15 protein-coding genes are annotated in these 17,960 nt (G+C 61.3%); 14 read left to right on the top strand and 1 reads right to left on the bottom strand.

The window, feature by feature from the left end; genetic code table 11:
* The first annotated feature begins 207 nt into the window (after positions 1–207).
* Entirely contained in the window at positions 208–1,305 is a 1,098-nt protein-coding gene (ydiK, locus tag EHO01S_RS07640) for an AI-2E family transporter YdiK (RefSeq protein ID WP_024523404.1), read from the top strand.
* A gap of 447 nt (positions 1,306–1,752) precedes the next feature.
* Here the strand turns inward: ydiK and ppsA are convergent, their stop codons facing one another.
* On the bottom strand, positions 1,753–4,128 hold the full coding sequence (gene ppsA / locus EHO01S_RS07635; protein WP_024523403.1) for a phosphoenolpyruvate synthase: 2,376 nt from the start codon (positions 4,126–4,128) through the stop codon (positions 1,753–1,755).
* Between the two features lie 404 nt (positions 4,129–4,532).
* Here ppsA and ppsR point away from each other — a divergent pair, with 404 nt between their 5' ends.
* The 13 genes from ppsR to EHO01S_RS07565 all read left to right on the top strand — a co-directional run bounded on the left by ppsR (position 4,533) and on the right by EHO01S_RS07565 (position 17,920).
* Positions 4,533–5,354 (top strand): posphoenolpyruvate synthetase regulatory kinase/phosphorylase PpsR, encoded by an 822-nt coding sequence (gene ppsR, locus EHO01S_RS07630; protein ID WP_024523402.1) that lies wholly within the window; start codon positions 4,533–4,535, stop codon positions 5,352–5,354.
* 194 nt (positions 5,355–5,548) lie between these two features.
* Positions 5,549–6,595 carry a 3-deoxy-7-phosphoheptulonate synthase gene (locus EHO01S_RS07625; protein ID WP_024523401.1) on the top strand — a complete coding sequence of 349 codons (1,047 nt, stop codon included), beginning with the start codon at positions 5,549–5,551 and terminating at the stop codon, positions 6,593–6,595.
* A 179-nt stretch (positions 6,596–6,774) separates the two neighbouring features.
* Positions 6,775–8,151, top strand: coding sequence for a heme anaerobic degradation radical SAM methyltransferase ChuW/HutW (gene hutW / locus EHO01S_RS07615; protein ID WP_024523400.1), 1,377 nt, complete (start codon positions 6,775–6,777; stop codon positions 8,149–8,151).
* On the top strand, positions 8,141–8,671 hold the full coding sequence (gene hutX, locus EHO01S_RS07610) for a heme utilization cystosolic carrier protein HutX (protein WP_024523399.1): 531 nt from the start codon (positions 8,141–8,143) through the stop codon (positions 8,669–8,671). The genes hutW and hutX overlap by 11 nt, the downstream gene beginning before the upstream one ends.
* Positions 8,668–9,300, top strand: coding sequence for an NAD(P)H-binding protein (locus EHO01S_RS07605; RefSeq protein ID WP_024523398.1), 633 nt, complete (start codon positions 8,668–8,670; stop codon positions 9,298–9,300). The genes hutX and EHO01S_RS07605 overlap by 4 nt, the downstream gene beginning before the upstream one ends.
* Positions 9,301–9,378: 78 nt before the next feature.
* Entirely contained in the window at positions 9,379–9,561 is a 183-nt protein-coding gene (gene hemP, locus EHO01S_RS07600; protein WP_024523397.1) for a hemin uptake protein HemP, read from the top strand.
* 110 nt (positions 9,562–9,671) lie between these two features.
* Positions 9,672–11,660 carry a TonB-dependent hemoglobin/transferrin/lactoferrin family receptor gene (locus tag EHO01S_RS07595; RefSeq protein WP_024523396.1) on the top strand — a complete coding sequence of 663 codons (1,989 nt, stop codon included), beginning with the start codon at positions 9,672–9,674 and terminating at the stop codon, positions 11,658–11,660.
* A 73-nt stretch (positions 11,661–11,733) separates the two neighbouring features.
* On the top strand, positions 11,734–12,780 hold the full coding sequence (locus EHO01S_RS07590; RefSeq protein WP_024523395.1) for a hemin-degrading factor: 1,047 nt from the start codon (positions 11,734–11,736) through the stop codon (positions 12,778–12,780).
* Positions 12,777–13,610: a heme/hemin ABC transporter substrate-binding protein gene (locus EHO01S_RS07585; RefSeq protein ID WP_024523394.1), complete on the top strand. Its 834-nt coding sequence runs from the start codon at positions 12,777–12,779 to the stop codon at positions 13,608–13,610. The genes EHO01S_RS07590 and EHO01S_RS07585 overlap by 4 nt, the downstream gene beginning before the upstream one ends.
* The gene (locus tag EHO01S_RS07580) at positions 13,607–14,608 is read left to right on the top strand and encodes a FecCD family ABC transporter permease (RefSeq protein ID WP_024523393.1); all 1,002 of its coding nucleotides are present in this window, start codon (positions 13,607–13,609) and stop codon (positions 14,606–14,608) included. The genes EHO01S_RS07585 and EHO01S_RS07580 overlap by 4 nt, the downstream gene beginning before the upstream one ends.
* Entirely contained in the window at positions 14,598–15,383 is a 786-nt protein-coding gene (locus tag EHO01S_RS07575) for a heme ABC transporter ATP-binding protein (RefSeq protein ID WP_024523392.1), read from the top strand. The genes EHO01S_RS07580 and EHO01S_RS07575 overlap by 11 nt, the downstream gene beginning before the upstream one ends.
* Before the next feature lie 204 nt (positions 15,384–15,587).
* Entirely contained in the window at positions 15,588–16,982 is a 1,395-nt protein-coding gene (locus tag EHO01S_RS07570) for a purine-cytosine permease family protein (protein ID WP_024523391.1), read from the top strand.
* Entirely contained in the window at positions 16,979–17,920 is a 942-nt protein-coding gene (locus EHO01S_RS07565) for a PfkB family carbohydrate kinase (protein ID WP_024523390.1), read from the top strand. Before EHO01S_RS07570 ends, EHO01S_RS07565 begins: the two co-directional genes overlap by 4 nt.
* Positions 17,921–17,960: the final 40 nt, after the last annotated feature.

The following is a 17,960-nucleotide window of genomic DNA, read 5'->3' as shown; positions in this document are numbered from 1 at the left end:
GGCCACCCGCCAGCCTCGCTCTCCCCCACGGGTTATACCTGTATAACCAACAGACGAATCTTCAAGCTATCATAAAAGCGCCAGCGGTGAAATTTTCCTCGCTATGGCTTGGCCGTAGCAAGCAGCGCGTGCAGGACTTGGGTTTTCACTCTATTCTGCGCATCATAGGCATTGCGCAGAGTGCTGCGCATAATCTGGATGGAGACTATGGATAAGCCACAAGCGAAGTATGATCTGGCCCGCATCATTTTCGGGTCACTGTTTATTGCCCTGCTGCTCATCTCCTGCCTGTGGGTGGTGCAACCGTTCATTCTGGGCTTCACCTGGGCCAGCATGGTGGTGATCGCCACCTGGCCGGTCTTGGTGTGGCTACAGCGCCACCTCTGGGGAAAGCGTTGGTTGGCGGTGCTGTTGATGACCCTGCTGCTGTTGTTGCTGTTCGTCATTCCGATCGGAATGGTGATCGCCAGCCTGATCACCAACGCCGGGCCGATCCTCGACTGGGCGGCCAATGCGCGTAACTGGCAGATGCCACAGCTCGAATGGCTACAGACCCTGCCGTTGATCGGCGAGAAGCTGTATGCCAGTTGGCACGGGCTGATGAGCGAAGGCGCGCTGATGGCAAAGATCCAGCCCTACATCGGCCGCGCAATCACCTGGTTTGTTACCCAGGCAGCCCATATCGGCGGTTTCTTCCTGCACTGCTCGCTGATGCTCTTGTTTAGTGCGCTGCTGTATAGCCGAGGCGAAGAGGTGGCGCTGGGGATACGCCATTTTGCCATCCGCCTGGCCGCCGATCGCGGTGACGCGGCGGTGATCCTCGGCGGTCAGGCCATCCGTGCCGTGGCCTTGGGGGTGGTAGTGACGGCCCTAGCACAGTCGCTGTTGGCGGGGATAGGCCTGGCCGTCAGTGGTATCCACTATGCAGTGCTCTTAACGGTCGTGATGTTTGTCTGCTGCCTGGCGCAGCTTGGGCCGTTACTGGTCTTGTTACCGGCGGTCGGCTGGCTTTATTGGAGCGGCGACACGACCTGGGGAACACTGTTGCTGGTGTGGAGCGGTGTGGTCGGCACCATGGATAACGTACTGCGTCCGGCCTTGATTCGCATGGGAGCCGATCTACCGATGCTCCTGGTGCTCTCCGGTGTTATCGGGGGCCTGTTGGCTTTCGGCATGATTGGGCTGTTTATCGGACCGGTGGTGCTGGCGGTCTCCTATCGTCTGGTTTCAGCCTGGGTCAATGAGGCACCCGCGCCAGTAAAAGACGCGCAACAACTCAGTGACGAACTGGAAAAATTACGTTAATCCGTAATGCTACAATAATATCCGCCCACCCCCGGGCGGATATTTATTCGCAGACGAGAGTGATTATTTAATAACGTCACGCCTTACCCTGTACATATTGCTTTCCTATTCGTTAATGATAAAAATCTGTATTCCTTACTTTTTTATAGGTTAGCTATCGTCATAGTAATAAATTAGATATATAATCCGCTGCGGTAGCGTATCCAGGCGGTGTAGACCAATAGCAGACCACAGATCGCCTGTTCCCCGAATCAAGAATTACGCCACGGTGTTATTGCCGAGTGGTGGATTTCTTCCCCCTATTGCTGTGTGTAGTCTTTGCCCATCATCTCGGTGGGCTTTTTTTTTACTTTCCCACCTCACCCTTGTCGGTTTATTTTTGCCCCGTTCTCAGGCAAAAAAAACGGTCGCCAAGCGACCGTTTTCATTTAATCTAATATGATTCGATTATTCTTCAGCCAAATTAATCCAGGTCTGTACCACCGTATCAGGATTTAATGACAGGCTGTCTATTCCCTGCTCCATCAACCAGCGGGCGAAGTCCTGATGATCCGACGGCCCTTGGCCGCAGATGCCGACATACTTACCCTGCGCCTTGGCGCTGCGAATCGCCATCGCCAGCAACGCCTTCACCGCCGCGTTGCGCTCGTCAAACAGCGCGGAGACCACGCCGGAGTCGCGATCCAACCCCAGCGTCAGCTGCGTCATGTCGTTAGAGCCGATCGAAAAGCCATCAAAATATTGCAGAAAATCGTCAGCCAACAGCGCGTTGGAGGGGATCTCGCACATCATGATCACCTTCAGACCGTTTTCCCCACGGCGTAGCCCCTCCTGCGCCAATTGGCCAACCACCGCCTGCGCCTGCTCTACCGTACGCACAAACGGGATCATCACCTCGACGTTGGTCAGCCCCATTTCGTTGCGCACCCGCTTAATCGCCGCACACTCCAAGGCGAAGCAGGGAGCGAAGCTCTCGGCCACGTAACGCCCGGCTCCGCGGAACCCCAACATCGGGTTCTCCTCATGCGGTTCATAGCGCTCGCCGCCGATCAGGTTGGCATACTCGTTGGATTTGAAATCAGACAAACGCACGATCACCCGCTTCGGCCAAAAGGCCGCCGCCAAGGTCGCGATCCCCTCCGTCAGGCGCCCGACATAGAACTCGACCGGATCGTCGAAGCCCTGCATCAGTTGGCGGATCTCCGCCTGCACCGCCGGCTCCTGACGATCGAACTCCAGCAACGCGCGCGGATGCACCCCGATCATCCGGTTAATGATGAACTCCAAGCGGGCCAGCCCGACCCCGTCATTCGGCAGACGGGCGAAGTCGAAGGCGCGATCCGGATTACCGACGTTCATCATGATCTTCAACGGCAACGGCGGCATCTGATCGACATGTGAGCTCTGGACTTGGAAGTCGAGGCATTCGCGGTACACATAGCCGGTATCCCCTTCGGCGCAGGAGACGGTGACCGGGCTACCAGCCATCAAACGTTCGGTGGCATCGCCGCAGCCCACCACCGCTGGAATACCCAGCTCGCGCGCGATGATCGCCGCATGGCAAGTGCGCCCGCCACGATTGGTGACGATCGCCGCCGCCTTCTTCATGATCGGCTCCCAATCGGGATCGGTCATGTCGGTGACCAACACGTCGCCCGGTTCGATGCGATGCATCTCGCTGATGTCGGTGATCACTTTCACCACCCCGGCACCGATGCGATGGCCGATGGCACGCCCCTCCACCAGCACCTCGCCACGGCGGCTCAGCTGATAACGCTCCATCACCTGTTCGTTAGCGCGCACCGTCTCAGGCCGCGCCTGGACGATATACAGCTTGCCGCTATGCCCATCCTTGGCCCATTCGATATCCATCGGTCGCCCATAATGCTGTTCGATCAGCAAGGCCTGGCGCGCCAACTGCTGTACTTCTTCATCGCGCAGGCTAAAGCGCGCCGAGAGCGCGGGCGGTACCTCTTCGATGCGTACCTGTTTGCCATGCTCCTGGTTATCGGCATAGACCATGCGGATCTTCTTAGAACCCAGGGTGCGGCGCACGATCGCGGGACGCCCAGCCTGCAATGTCGGTTTATGAACGTAGAACTCGTCGGGATTCACCGCCCCCTGAACCACCATCTCCCCTAAGCCATAGGCGGAAGTGATAAACACCACCTGATCGAAACCCGATTCGGTATCCAAGGTAAACATCACCCCCGAGGAGGCCAGGTCGGAGCGCACCATCAGCTGTACCCCGGCTGAAAGCGCGACGCCGCGGTGATCGTACCCTTGATGTACCCGGTAGGAGATGGCGCGATCATTAAATAGTGAGGCGAAGACATGTTTCACCGCCGTCATTACCGCATCGATGCCCTGCACGTTGAGGAAGGTCTCCTGCTGACCGGCAAAAGAGGCGTCAGGCATATCTTCCGCCGTCGCCGAAGAGCGCACGGCGAAGGAGGCATGGGCATTATCGGCGGCGAGTTGGCTGTAGGCCTCACGGATCGCCTGTTCTAACGCTGACGGGAATGGCGTCTCCACCACCCAACGGCGGATTTGAGCGCCCGCGCGTGCCAGCGCATCGACATCGTCGATATCCGTTTGATCCAACAGCGCATAAATGCGCTGGTTAACGCCACTCTGTTCCAGAAAATCGTTAAACGCCTGAGCCGTGGTGGCAAAACCATTCGGCACCGACACTCCCAGTTCAGACAAATTGGTGATCATCTCCCCCAGGGAGGCGTTCTTGCCGCCTACCCGATCGACATCGTGCATCCCGAGCTGGTTGTACCACACCACATGATGCAATTGCGCGTCGTTACTAGACATCAAAGCGATCCTTTCGTTTCAAAGAATGGGTTTCGGAAACATGACTCCGCCAAAGCGGTGTCGTCAGACTAGCACACTGTACGCTCAGCCCAAGACAGGTGAATCGTTCCACCTAGCGCAGATTTTGCGATTTTTTCCAACGGCGCTCTGTTTTATCGATTCAAGCTGAAATCCGTCAGCTATTTTGCGCTAGCGCGGCACGTTGCTGAAACACCGCTCGCCGACGGCATGAAGCCGATGAGAGCAGTCGGGAAAGATGTCGATGCAGCATATTGAAAGTAAAGACTTTCCTTGTGCCACTTCAATTAACTGTAGTCTTAAAAAAGCATTCGTGCTATTTATCAGCAAACCCGGGGCAGCGCGCCCCCGCGTATTTTTCTTACCGCCTGCGACAGGAGCCGAGCATGAAGCGTAGCGTGTTCTATATTTCCGACGGAACGGCCATCACCGCCGAGGTTCTGGGGCATGCGGTGCTCTCGCAATTCGCGTTGGAGATCACCAGCTATACCTTGCCCTTCGTCGAAACCGAGGAGCGCGCCGAGGCGGTACGGCAGCAGATCGATGCTATCTATCATCATACGGGCGAGCGGCCATTGGTGTTCTATTCGATCGTCTCACCGGCCGTGCGTAACCTTATCGAGCAGAGTGAAGGGTTCTGCCAGGATATCGTCCGCGCCCTGGTCTCCCCGTTACAGCAAGAGCTCGGCATCCAACCGGTGCATGTCGCTAACCTGACCCACGGCCTAACGGCCCACAACCTCAACCGTTACGATGCGCGCATCGCCGCCGTGGACTATACCCTGGCCCACGATGACGGCATCTCGCTACGTAACCTGGAACGCGCCCAAGTGATCCTGCTAGGGGTGTCGCGTTGTGGCAAGACCCCGACCAGCCTCTATCTGGCGATGCAGTTTGGTATCTTCGCCGCCAACTATCCCTTTACCGCCGACGACATGGATCACCTGCAACTACCGCCGGCGCTGCGTGAACATGCCGGCAAGTTGTTTGGTTTAACCATCAATCCAGAACGCCTCGCCGCCATCCGTGAGGAGCGGCGGGAAAATAGCCGCTATGCCTCCTTGCGCCAATGCCGCCTCGAATTAGCCGAAGTCGAGGCGTTATACCGTAAGCAGCAGATCCACTACCTCAATACCACCAACCACTCGGTCGAAGAGATCGCCGCCAAGATCATCGACACGCTGGGACTCAACCGCCGCCTGTATTGAGCGTTCGCCGCGCCAAGCGCCGGACGGGAAAAGTGACCGATCGTGCGCCCGCCCAACCGTACTAGCAAGAAAGTACACCAACCGCTCACAAAAGCGGCGGTGCGCTATTGATTTGTCCGGCAATTGCTTTATCGTGATCTCCATCACTTCCCGGTACTCCTGCCGTTGAGAAGACCAGCTTTTTAGAGACCACCATGTACAAAACCGATGAACTGCGCACTGCACGCATCGACACGCTCGTTTCGCCCGCAGAATTGGCGCAGCAACTGCCCATCGACCCTTCGGTGGCAGAACACGTGACAACGTCACGAAAACGCATTGAACGTATCCTCCAAGGCGACGATCCCCGCCTGTTAGTCATCATCGGCCCGTGCTCTATCCACGATCCGACGGCGGCGCTCGACTACGCCCAACGCCTGGCGCCGCTGTGCCAACGCTACCGCGATCGCCTGGAGATCGTGATGCGCACCTACTTTGAGAAACCCCGCACCGTCATCGGCTGGAAAGGCCTGATCTCCGACCCCGACCTGAACGGCGCCTGTCGCGTTAATCACGGTATTCGCCTGGCGCGTGAGCTGCTGTTGCGGATCAACCAGCTCGGCGTACCCACCGCCACCGAATTTTTGGATATGGTGACCGGGCAATATATTGCCGATCTGATCAGTTGGGGGGCCATCGGCGCCCGCACCACCGAAAGCCAGATCCACCGCGAGATGGCCTCGGCACTCTCCTGCCCCGTTGGCTTTAAGAATGGCACCGATGGCAGTACCCGCATCGCCATCGATGCCATCCGCGCCGCTCGCGCCAGTCATATGTTCCTGTCGCCGGATAAAGAAGGCCGTATGACCATCTACCAGACCAGCGGCAACCCATTCGGCCACATCATCATGCGCGGCGGTAGGCAACCGAACTACCACCCCGACGACATCGCGCAGACCTGCGCTAGCCTGCGTCAGTTCGATCTTCCGCCCTACTTGATCGTCGACGCCAGCCACGGCAATAGTCAGAAGCAACACCGCCAGCAGCTGGTGGTCGCCGAAGCGGTGGCATGCCAGATCCGCGCCGGCTCGCGCAATATCGTCGGCCTGATGGCCGAGAGCTTCATCACCGAGGGTGCCCAGAAGAACTTGCCCGGCCAGCCATTGACCTACGGTCAATCCATCACCGATCCCTGCCTGGGTTGGGCGGAGAGCGAACAACTGCTGGCGTTATTGGCTGACGCGGTCGCCTGCCGCGGTTAAGCACACGGCGGGATCTCCCTCGCGGCGTCCCGCTCCTTTCCTGACCTGTCCCCCTCCTCGCTACGCTGTTTTTTCTTTTTTTTCTTGACCCAGATCATGATTGATACGCATTGTCGTTGATCGAATGATAACTATTATCATTCAATGCCTCGCCACTCAGGTCTTCACGGAGAGTTATCATGACGCTGGACATTACCCCCTATCTGGCTGCGGCCGACGGGATCCCGTTTCCCGAACGCTGGGCCACCATGCCGTGGCGCCACCAACACCCCTTACCCGCCGAGCAGGTCGACGCGGGCTGGCAAGCGTTATGCCAACGTACCCTGCCCGCCAACAAGCGCCTACTGTATGTCCACATTCCGTTCTGCGCCACGCGCTGTACCTTCTGTGGCTTCTACCAGAATCGCCTTGACGAAACGGCCATCGCCCGTTACTGCGACTATCTGCTGCAAGAGATCGCGCAGGAAAGCGCCCAACCGCTCCAGCAATCGGCGCCGATCCACGCCATCTACTTCGGCGGCGGTACCCCCAGCGCCCTCAGCGCCGAACAACTGCGACGCCTCATCGGCCAGTTGCGCAGCTCGCTACCGCTGGCCGCCGACTGCGAGATCACCATCGAGGGGCGTATCTTTGACTTCGACGCCGCGCGCATCGACGCCTGTCTGGAGGCGGGAGCCAATCGTTTCTCCATCGGCATCCAGACCTTCGATACCCGTCTGCGCCAACGCATGGGACGCCGCGCCGATCGTGACGAGGCGATCGCCTTCCTGCGCGCGCTGGCCGAGCGTGATCGGGCCGCGGTGATCTGCGACCTAATGTTCGGCCTGCCGGGGCAGACCGCCGCCAGCTGGCAACAGGATCTGGATATCGTCACGTCGCTACCGCTAGACGGCGTGGATCTGTACGCCCTCAACTTATTGCCCTCAACGCCGCTGGCCAAGGCAGTCGACAGCGGCCGCAGCCAGGTCGCCGACGCCGCGCAACGTCAGGCGTTCTACCTGCATGCGCATGCGCAACTAGCCCAACGGGGCTGGCATCAACTCAGCAACAGCCACTGGGCACGCACGACCCGCGAACGCAACCTGTATAACTTGCTGATCAAACAGGGGGCCGACTGTCTGGCTTTCGGCAGCGGCGCCGGCGGCCACCTCGACGGTCAGTCCTATATGCTGCAACGCGATCTGGCGGGTTATTACCGCCAGGTGGATGCCCGGCGTAAGCCATTGATGATGCTTAGTGCGCCCGCCCCTCAGCACCGCTGGCGCCTGGCGCTGCAAGGCGGTATCGAGACCGGGCGTCTGGACTTGACCACCCTGCTGGCCGATCCCACCCCCTTGTGGCCTCTGTTACAGCAGTGGCAACAATGCGATCTGTTGCATATCCAGCAGTCGTGCATCCTGCTGACGGCGCGTGGCCGCTTCTGGGCCAGCAATCTCTTGCAGGCACTACAACAGCTCATCGCTCAACTGCGCGGCGAACAGCCGGCGGCGAGCGCGGCGGCCGGCCATCCCGGCCATCCTTCACCCCGACACAAGGCTCATCATCATGCATCCTGAAAATACCTGTCACGACGTCGAATTGGACGCCTTTCTCGCCACGGCCCCGACCATCACCGTCGAAGAGATCGCCCAGCGTTTCGCCCTCTCCTGCCTGGCGGTGCTACGCCGTCTGCCTCAAGTCACCCTGTGCGACGGCACCGCTTTCGATCAGGTCTGGCAAGAGCTCACCGGCTGGGGCGACGTCACCACCCTGATCAATAATCGTGATCTGATCCTGGAGTTTCACGGCCCGCTCCCCTCCGGTAGCCATCGTCACGGCTTCTTCAACCTGAAGGGCAACGGCGGACTGAGCGGCCATATCCGCGCGGAGCGTTGCCGACATATCGCCCTGGTGGAACGCCCCTTTATGGGAATGGCGACGGCCAGCGTCTGGTTCCTTAATCCCGAAGGGCAGGCGATGCTCAAGGTCTTCGTCGGTCGCGATGAACAACGCCGTCTGCGGGCAGAGCCGCTGGCGCAGTTCCGCGCCCTGGCGCAACGTCTGGTTACGCAAGCGACCTCCGAGGTGACGCCATGACGCCGTGGATCCTGTTCGGTGCCGGTCAGGGCTGTGGACTGGCACTGGCACAACGCGCTGCGGGCGAACGCCCGCTGTATGCCCTCGTGCGGCGCGCTACGCAGGCACAACGCCTGCGCGATCTCGGCGTCCAGGTTACGCTCGGTGATGCGCGCGACTCGGCGCTGCTGGCAGCCCTCTTCCAACAGGCCGGCACAGAGAGCGCCATCCTCTCCACTCTCGGCGGAGGCGGTTGCGACTACAGCGCCCATCGTGCGGTGATCGACCAAGGCGTTGCCCACGGGATCAGCCGTATGCTGCTGGTGACATCATTAGGCTGCGGCGATAGCTGGCCGTTACTCTCGCCGGCGGCACGTACCGCCTTCGGCCAGGTCGTACGCGAAAAGAGCCTGGCGGAGAGCTGGCTACAGAGCAGCGGCATGACATACTGCATCCTACGTCCCGGCGGGCTGTTGCCCGGTGAGGCCACCGGACAGGCACAGCTCTACGCCGCACCGCGTCACGGCTTGGTGCGCCGCGCCGATGTCGCGCTGTGGATGCACCGCCTGATGGGACAGCCGCAGGCGTGGGGACAAATCCATACCCTGATCGACCCGCAGTTGCAGGCCGATGCCGCGCGCGCAACGTAAAAATTGCTTGCCGCCGCCAGCTGCTTATACGATAATGATTATCATTAAGATAATGATTCAATTCGATCTGACACAACTATGGAAAAAGTGAATCCCGATGCAGTGCGTAGCAAAGCTACGCCAGTGTCGCTCCCGACGCCGGGAGCGGTCATCGCTAGTCATCTCTTGCTCGGCCAGGATGGCCGGGTGATCATCAGCCATCAAGGAGAACATTACCAGCTGCGCCAGACGCGCTCAGGCAAGCTGATCCTGACCAAATAATTCCTACATCGTTGTGCACATCGATTTTTGCCAGCCACCCAGCCCACCCGATAGCGTGCGGCAAGGCAGCCAGCATTCCAATGCCATGATTACCTTTGGAGAGTTGAGCCATGCCCCCACTATTCAAGTCCCAGCGTACGCCCCTCACCCTGGCTATCGCCAGCGCGTTATTACTGCCGGCGACGCTACATGCGGCGGAAAGCCACAACGATACGATGACGGTTATCGCCACCGGTAACCAACGCGATAGCTTTAGCGCCCCCATGATGGTGAGCGTCATTGATAGCCATGACCCGGTCGCCAGCAGCACCGCCTCCGCGCCGGAGATGCTGCGTGGCGTTCCCGGTTTGGCGCTGAGCGGAGTGGGCCGGAGTAATGGTCAAGACATCACCCTGCGCGGCTACGATAATCGCGGCGTCTTGGTGTTGGTGGACGGCGTGCGTCAAGGGAACAATAGCGGACATCTCAACGGTACCTTCCTCGACCCGGCGCTGATCAAACGCGTCGAAGTGGTACGCGGCCCCGGCGCCCTGCTGTATGGCAGCGGCGCCCTGGGCGGCGTCATCGCCTACCAGACGGTGGAGGCGGCCGATCTGCTGTTGCCGGGGAAAAGCAGCGGCTACCGTTTGTTCGCCAGCGGCGGCAGCCAGGATAGTAGTCTGGGGATCGGCGCCAGCGCCTACGCCAAGAGCGACACCGTGGATGGCCTGCTCTCTTTCAGCACTCGGCAACGCGGCGATCTGCGGCTCGGCGCCGACCAACGCGCCGCCAACCGCGAGGTGATCGGCGATCTGTTGGCCAAGGGCAGCTGGCAGATCGACGACGCTCAGTCCCTGCGCGCCAGCCTACGCTACTACGATAACGCTGCACGCGAACCGAAGAACCCGCAAGAGATCAGCGCCTCTGCCAATAACGTCATGACCGAGCGCGACACGCGTCAGCGCGATGCGCAATTGGAATACCGCCTTCGCCCGGGCGAGCAGACCTGGTTGGATGTTAGCCTGCGTCCTTACTACTCCGATGTCAGCATCACCGCCAGCCCCGAGGGCGAGCGCTATGAGAGCCGAACCCAGCGCACCATCGGCCTACGCCTGGAAAACCGTTCACGTCTGCTGAGTGACTCGTCTGCGGCCCATCTGCTGACCTACGGCGGCGAGACCTATAGCCAGAGCCAGAAACCCGGCGGCAACGCTAGCAGCTACCCGCAGGCCGACATCCGCTTCGCCTCCGGCTGGTTGCAGGATGAGATCACCTTGCGCGATCTCCCCGTCAGCCTAGTCGCTGGCGCACGCTACGACAGCTATCGGGCGCATAACGACCAATATGGCGACATCAATGCCGATAAGTGGTCATCGCGTGCCGCGTTGACCGTTACCCCCACCGACTGGTTGATGCTGTTCGCCAGCTATGCCCAGGCGTTCCGCGCCCCGACCATCGGCGAGATGTACAACGATGCTATTCACTTCCGCGCCGGCCCCTTCACCAACTACTGGCGCCCCAACCCCAATCTGCGCCCGGAGAGTAACGCCACCCAAGAGGCCGGATTCGGGTTGCGCTTCGATGATCTGGTGAGCGAGGGCGACACGCTCCAGTTCAAGTCCAGCTACTTCGGTACCCGCGCCAAGGACTATATCGATACCGACGTCAACCCCCTCCAGTTCTACAGCACCTCGATCAACGTCAGCGATGTCAAGCTGTGGGGCTGGGACATGAGTCTGGACTATCAAAGCGACGCTTTCAGTTGGCAATCCGCCTATAACCGCACCCGCGGCAAGAACAGCCGTACCGGTGCATGGATCGCCAACGGGACGCCGGACACCGTCACCAACCGCTTGGACGTCCCGCTGGCTCACACTGGGTTCTCCGTCGGTTGGATCGGGACCTTCGCCGCGCCATTCCATCATTACGGCCCACGGAGTAAGCCGCAGGCAGGCTACGGCGTCAACGATCTCTATCTCAGCTACCGTGGCGCGGTAACGGGTGGCGCCTTTAGCGCCACGGCGGTGCTCAGCAATGCGCTCGACAAAACCTACTACGCGCCAAACGGGGCGCTACAAGATGGGCGCGGCGCCCGTCTGCTGCTGAGCTACCAGTGGTAAACAAATAATAATCAGGGCCGGCGACACGGCCCATGTTCACCTGCACGCTAATCAATGAAGGAAGAGTCAACCGATGAGTCATGACCTGTATGCACGCTATCTGCAAGCCCGCCAACAGCAGCCACAGCGCTATGCCCGCGATCTGGCGCAACACTTAGGCGTCAGCGAAGGCGAACTGACCCGAGCGCGCGTCGGCCACGATGCCCGCCGCCTCCAGGTCGATGCCGCTACCCTGCTCGAGGCCTGTGCGGCGCTGGGTGAAATTAAAGCCATCACGCGCAACGAATATGCCGTGCATGAACATCTGGGACGTTACACCAATCTAAGCCTGAGCGAACACGGCGGGCTGATCCTTAATCCGCGTGAGCTAGACCTACGCCTGTTCCTGCAACACTGGCATAGCGTCTTCGCCCTGTGCGAGCAGACGGCGCGTGGTGAACGCCTCAGCCTACAGTGCTTCGATCAACAGGGCGACGCGGTACACAAGATCTATGCCTGCGAACAGAGCGACCTCGACGCCTGGCAGGCGCTGGTCACGCGTTTCGCCAGTACGGACAATCCGGCCTTTCCCGCCGCATCCCCCACTGCGCCAACCACGGCGGCAGTAACCTCTACCGTCGATGCCGCCGCACTGGAGCGTGAATGGCGTGCCATGACGGATGTGCACCAATTCTTCCCGCTACTCCGCCGCCACGCCGTCACCCGTCAGCAGGCTTTCGCTGCGGTGGCCGACGATCTGGCCTACCCGGTGGACAACGGCGCATTACAGCAGATCCTGGCCCAGGCACAGCGCGAGCAAAACGAGATCATGATCTTCGTCGGCAATCGGGGTTGCGTACAAATCTTCACCGGCCAGATCGCGCAGGTGACGACCCACCAGCAGTGGCTGAACGTGTTTAACCCGCGCTTCACCCTGCATCTGCAAGCACCCGCCATCGCCAGCAGTTGGGTCACGCGTAAACCGACGCGTGATGGCATCGTCAGCAGCCTGGAGCTATTCGCCGCCGACGGTAGCCAGATAGCCCAACTGTTCGGTCAGCGTAGCGAAGGCAACGCCGAACAAACGTGTTGGCGTGAGCAACTGGCGGCGCTGACGCCGCTGACGGAGGTGCCGGCATGAGACGCTTCCTACGCCATACCCTGTGTCTGCTGGCGCTGTTTAGCGCCGGCAGTCAAGCCGCCGAGCGTCTAGTGACCATCGGCGGTGATGTGACCGAAATCGTCTTCGCCCTCGGTGCCGGCGATCAGGTGGTGGCGCGTGACAGTACCAGCACCCACCCCGCCGCCGTCAACGCCCTGCCCGACATCGGCTATATGCGCCAATTGAACGCCGAAGGGATCTTGGCGCTGAAACCGACACGGGTATTGGCCAGCGAACAGGCTCAGCCGGCCCTGGCGCTCAAGCAGATCAGTGAGGTCGGCGTGCCGCTTACCCTGATCGACGGCGCCAGCTCGCTGGCCGCCGTGGAGGTCAAGATCCGCCAACTGGCCGATGCCCTCGGGCGTCAGACCGAGGGGCAGGCGCTGATCGCCGACTATCAACGCCGCTTGGCGGCGGTACCTCGCACACCGCTCGCCAGCCGGGTGTTGTTCATTCTGAGTCATAACGGTATGGCGCCGATGGCCGCCGGCCAACAGACCGCTGCCGACGCCATCATCCGGGCCGCCGGAGCACAGAATGCCATGCAAGGTTTCAACCGTTACCGTCCGCTGTCTCAGGAGGGAGTGATCGCCGCACAGCCGGATCTGATCCTGTTGACGCGGGATGGTGCCGCGGCGCTCGGCGGCAGCGAGCGGGTCTGGGGCTTGCCCGGCCTGGCGCAGACGCCCGCCGCCCGCCAGCAACGGGTATTGGTCGTCGATGACATGGCGCTGCTCGGTTTCACCCTCGGCACCCCGGATGCCCTAGCGGCCCTGCATCAGGCGGCTGCGCAGGCGCAGCAACCATGACCCGACGCTCGCCGCGCCGCACCCTGGCGCTCTTGTTCGCCCTGCTGTTGCTGACCCTGGCGCTCTCCGCACACCTGGGGGCCCTGCGCCTGTCGCCCGTCGCGCTGCTGCGCGACGGCGATGTTCTACAGTGGCAAATCTGGCTGAACATACGCTTACCGCGCATCCTACTGGCGCTGCTGATCGGTATGGCGCTGGCAGTGTCTGGCGCCATCATGCAAGGGCTATTTCGCAATCCGCTGGCCGATCCGGCGTTACTGGGGATCAGTAGCGGCGCGGCGCTGAGCGTGGCCTTGACCATCGTGCTGCCGTTGACGCTGGCGCCGTTGTTGGCGTTATACGCCCAGATGCTGGCGGCCTTCGCCGGCAGCTTGCTCATCGCCTTGCTGATCTATCTGCTGAGTCGCGGCGCATCCGTGACACTGTCACGACTGCTACTCGCCGGGATCGCCATCAATGCACTCTGTTTTGCCCTGGTCGGGGTCTTGAGCTACCTGAGCGACGATCAGCAACTGCGCCAATTCACCCTGTGGAGCATGGGCAGCCTGGCGCGCGGCGAGTGGCATACTCTGGCCGCCTGCGCCCTGCTAATCCTACCCGCCACGCTCTATGCGTTGACCTTGGCTCAACGCCTTAATCTGCTGCAATTGGGAGATGAGGAGGCGCACTATCTCGGCCTCGATGTGGCGCGAACCAAACGTCGACTACTGCTGATCAGCGCGCTGCTGGTGGGGGCCGCCGTGGCCGTCAGCGGCGTCATCGGCTTCATCGGTCTGGTGGTGCCTCATCTGTTCCGTCTGCGTTTGGGCGCGGATCACCGCTGGCTATTGCCTTGCTCGGCGCTTGGCGGAGCCTGCCTATTATTGCTGGCCGATACCCTGGCGCGGACCCTGGCCGCGCCGGCGGAGATGCCGGTCGGCATGCTGACCAGCCTGCTCGGCGGCCCCTATTTTCTCTGGTTGATATTGCGTTATCGGGAGGTAAGCCATGACGCATGATCTCACCTTGCGTGCCGAACAGCTTAGTTTGCGCGCGAACGGGCGTACCCTGATCGATCGCGTCTCATTGAGTCTGGCATGCGGCGAACTGGTGGCCATCATCGGCCCCAACGGCGCCGGTAAGTCCACCCTGATGCGGTTGTTGGCCGGTTACCTGCACGCGGACGCCGGACGTTGTACCCTCCTGGGACGCGATCTGGCGAACTGGCCCGCCCAGCAGCTGGCGCGCCGCCGCGCGGTGATGCGCCAACATAGCGCGCTGGCCTTTCCCTTTAGCGTACGCGAGGTGATCGCCATGGGACGCGCGCCCTGTCCCGCCGGCCAGCAACAGCAGGCGCTACAGAGCGTAATGCAGCTGAGCGGCTGCCTGCCGCTGGCCGAGCGTGACTACCGTACCCTGTCCGGCGGCGAGCAGCAGCGGGTACAGTTGGCGCGAGCATTGGCGCAACTGTGGCAAGCCGATCCCCAACCGCGCTGGCTGTTCCTCGACGAGCCGACCTCGGCCCTCGATCTCTACCATCAACAACAGTTGCTACGCCTGTTACACACGCTGACGCGGCGCGAACCCCTTGCGGTCTGTTGCATCCTGCACGATCTTAACCTGGCCGCTCTGTATGCCGATCGCATTCTATTGCTGCACCAAGGGGAGTTGGTCGCCGATGGTACGCCGGAACAGGTGTTGCAGCCGGCGTTACTCAGCCGCTGGTACCAGGCCGACCTCATTGCGGGACGCCATCCCGAGAGTGGCGACCCCCAGATCCATCTGCGCCGTTGAAGCACCCTCCCCGCGCCGGTCCCTCACCGGCGCGTCTCTCCTCGACATCATCGATGGTTTTATATTGGCATCCTCAGACGGGAATCAGTAGACTGTGCGCGCATGGATTTTTCCCCTCCACTGCGCGGCACCGTCGCACAGGAGGCGGCGGCTAACAGGTTACGGTGTGCTAGCACGCGTCAACAACAGGGAGTGATTCGAATAATGAGTGACACTAACGCGAACTCGGCCTGGCAAGTCGAGGAGATCGGTATTGATCGGGTTCCCGAGGCAGCCTGTCGCAGTACCCCCAGTGAACTGTTCTGGGTCTGGTCGGCGGCAAACATCGGCATTCTCGGCGTCGTCTACGGCGCCATCATTGTCAGCTTTGGGCTGTCTTTCATCCAAGCCATTCTGGCGGCGCTACTCGGTGTATTGAGCTTTTGCCTGGTCGGTTATTTCAGCTTCGCTGGCAAGCTCGGCCGCACCTCCACCCTGACCCTCTCCCGCGCTATCTTTGGCATCCGTGGTAACATTGCCCCCACCTTGTTTAGCTGGATCAACCTGATGGGCTGGGAGGCGGTAAATATCATTACCGGTACCCTGACTCTGGCGGCCTTGCTACAAGCCTGCGGCCTCGCAAGCGGCCACGGCCTGACCCTACTTTGTCTGGTGCTGTTCGCCGGATTGGCAATCGCCGTGAGCCTCCTCGGTCAGGCGGCGGTGGTCGCCATCCAGCGTTGGTTTACCCGCATCTTCGGCAGCATGACGCTAATCGTCGTCGGCTATATTCTGTTTACCACCCCCTGGCAAGCAGTGTTGGCCATGCCCGCCGGTGACTGGTTGACGGCCTTCCTGCCGGCAGTATCGGTGATCGCCGCCGGAACCGGCATCAGTTGGGCCATCGCCGGGGCAGACTACAGCCGCTATCAGTCGGCCAATAGTAAGAATAGCCATATCTTCGCCGCCGTCAGTGGCGGGGCCGCCCTGCCGCTCTGCCTATTAATGTTGGCCGGTATCCTGCTTTCTGCCCGTCTGCCCGATTTGGCGGCGGCGGAAAATCCGATCGCCCTGATCGGTTCGGTGCTGCCGCCGTGGATGTCCATCCCCTATCTGTTGGCCGCCACCGCCGGCATCGTCACTATCGCCGTACTCAGCCTTTACTCCGCCAGCCTCAACCTGTTGACCATCGGGGTTCGCATTCGTCAGGTTTGGGCGGTAACGCTCGATGCCGTGATCGTGTTAGGCATCGCGCTGTATATCCTGTTCGTCGCCGGTGATTTCATGGGGCCGTTCATCGCCTTCCTGCTGTGCTGTGGCGTGTTTCTCGCCGCCTGGGAGGCCATCTTCCTGGTCGACTATGTCTGTCTGCGGCGTCATCAGGGCTACCGGGACAGCCAGTTGTTCGATCTGTGTGGCCCGAACGGCGGTGTCCGTGTCGCTCCGCTGCTGTGCTGGCTGTTCGGCGCCTTGGGCGGCCTGATGGTGACGCGCACCGGCTTTATCGACGGCCCTCTGGCGTACGGCGTCTTCGCCGACTCCAGCCTGGGACTCTTCGTCGCCTTCCTGCTTAGCCTGGTGAGCTATGCCCTGCTGATCATGCTTGGGAGGCGTGCATGAGTACCTTAACGACAGCGCGCCCAGTCGTCGTGATCGGCGGTGCCATCGGTGATCTGATCCTAACGCTGCCCCGCCTGCCGCGGCGCGGTGAGGATATCGCGGCCGATGAAGGCGGACGTGCCATCGGTGGTTGTGCCTTTAACGTGGCGCGCGCCCTGCGCCGTCTCGATCTGCCGGTGATCAATGGCATGCCGGTCGGCAACGGCCCCTGGGGCGCCCTGGCCGAGCAGGCGATGGCGGCACTGGCGCTGCCGGTGTTGCTGCGCGATCCACTGCGCGACAACGGTTGGTGCCTGGCCTGCGTCGAGGCGGACGGCGAACGCACGTTCATCAGTATCGTCGGCTGCGAGGGGCATTGGTCCCGCGAACAACTGGCTACACTCCCGTTGCCAGTGGGCGCCTTGGTTTATCTGAGCGGCTATGAGCTGGCGGAGGCGGGAGGCTCGGCGTTGCTCGACTGGCTGTACCGCTTACCGGCCCATTGCACCCTGCTCTTGGATCCGGGGCCACGGCTGGCCGCATTACCGGCCGACCTCTGGTGCCGGCTTCCCGCCGGTAGCCTGTTGACCCTGAATCGTGACGAGATCGCCCAGTTGTGCGGGGACGGCGATCCGGTCGCGGCGGCGGCCGATTTCGCCCGGCGTCACGCCCTCAGCCTCATCGTCCGTCTCGATGCTTGCGGCGCTTGGCTGTGTGGCCGCGAGGGGACGCCGATCCATCTGCCCGCCTATACGGTGCCGGTGGCCGATACCATCGGCGCCGGCGACGCCCACTGTGGCGGAGTACTGGCCGGTCTGGCCCTTGGCTTCACGCTAGCCCAGGCGGTCGATCTCGGTAATCGCGTCGCCGCCTATGTCGTCGGCCGTCCCGGCCCCGCTGGCGCGCCGACGCGCGCCCAATTGCGTCAAGCCTTTCCCCTGGCGACGCCGCAGGTGTAATGGCCCCGCGTCATTCTCCCGGCGACGTACATCCGTCGCC

The sequence above is a fragment of the Edwardsiella hoshinae NBRC 105699 = ATCC 33379 genome (assembly GCF_000474215.1).
Taxonomy (GTDB): domain Bacteria; phylum Pseudomonadota; class Gammaproteobacteria; order Enterobacterales; family Enterobacteriaceae; genus Edwardsiella; species Edwardsiella hoshinae.
Note: the sequence above shows the minus strand (reverse complement) of the source record. Positions and strands in the feature narration are given on the sequence as shown.

Bases quoted from the DNA above. Each gene is read 5' to 3' on its own strand.
- EHO01S_RS07590 (WP_024523395.1), top strand. From the start codon at position 11,734: ATGAGTCATGACCTGTATGCACGCTATCTGCAAGCCCGCCAACAGCAG.
- EHO01S_RS07595 (WP_024523396.1), top strand. From the start codon at position 9,672: ATGCCCCCACTATTCAAGTCCCAGCGTACGCCCCTCACCCTGGCTATC.
- EHO01S_RS07585 (WP_024523394.1), top strand. From the start codon at position 12,777: ATGAGACGCTTCCTACGCCATACCCTGTGTCTGCTGGCGCTGTTTAGC.
- EHO01S_RS07580 (WP_024523393.1), top strand. From the start codon at position 13,607: ATGACCCGACGCTCGCCGCGCCGCACCCTGGCGCTCTTGTTCGCCCTG.
- EHO01S_RS07565 (WP_024523390.1), top strand. From the start codon at position 16,979: ATGAGTACCTTAACGACAGCGCGCCCAGTCGTCGTGATCGGCGGTGCC.
- ppsR (WP_024523402.1), top strand. From the start codon at position 4,533: ATGAAGCGTAGCGTGTTCTATATTTCCGACGGAACGGCCATCACCGCC.
- hutX (WP_024523399.1), top strand. From the start codon at position 8,141: ATGCATCCTGAAAATACCTGTCACGACGTCGAATTGGACGCCTTTCTC.
- EHO01S_RS07605 (WP_024523398.1), top strand. From the start codon at position 8,668: ATGACGCCGTGGATCCTGTTCGGTGCCGGTCAGGGCTGTGGACTGGCA.
- hutW (WP_024523400.1), top strand. From the start codon at position 6,775: ATGACGCTGGACATTACCCCCTATCTGGCTGCGGCCGACGGGATCCCG.
- EHO01S_RS07575 (WP_024523392.1), top strand. From the start codon at position 14,598: ATGACGCATGATCTCACCTTGCGTGCCGAACAGCTTAGTTTGCGCGCG.
- hemP (WP_024523397.1), top strand. From the start codon at position 9,379: ATGGAAAAAGTGAATCCCGATGCAGTGCGTAGCAAAGCTACGCCAGTG.
- EHO01S_RS07625 (WP_024523401.1), top strand. From the start codon at position 5,549: ATGTACAAAACCGATGAACTGCGCACTGCACGCATCGACACGCTCGTT.
- ydiK (WP_024523404.1), top strand. From the start codon at position 208: ATGGATAAGCCACAAGCGAAGTATGATCTGGCCCGCATCATTTTCGGG.
- ppsA (WP_024523403.1), bottom strand. From the start codon at position 4,128: ATGTCTAGTAACGACGCGCAATTGCATCATGTGGTGTGGTACAACCAG.
- EHO01S_RS07570 (WP_024523391.1), top strand. From the start codon at position 15,588: ATGAGTGACACTAACGCGAACTCGGCCTGGCAAGTCGAGGAGATCGGT.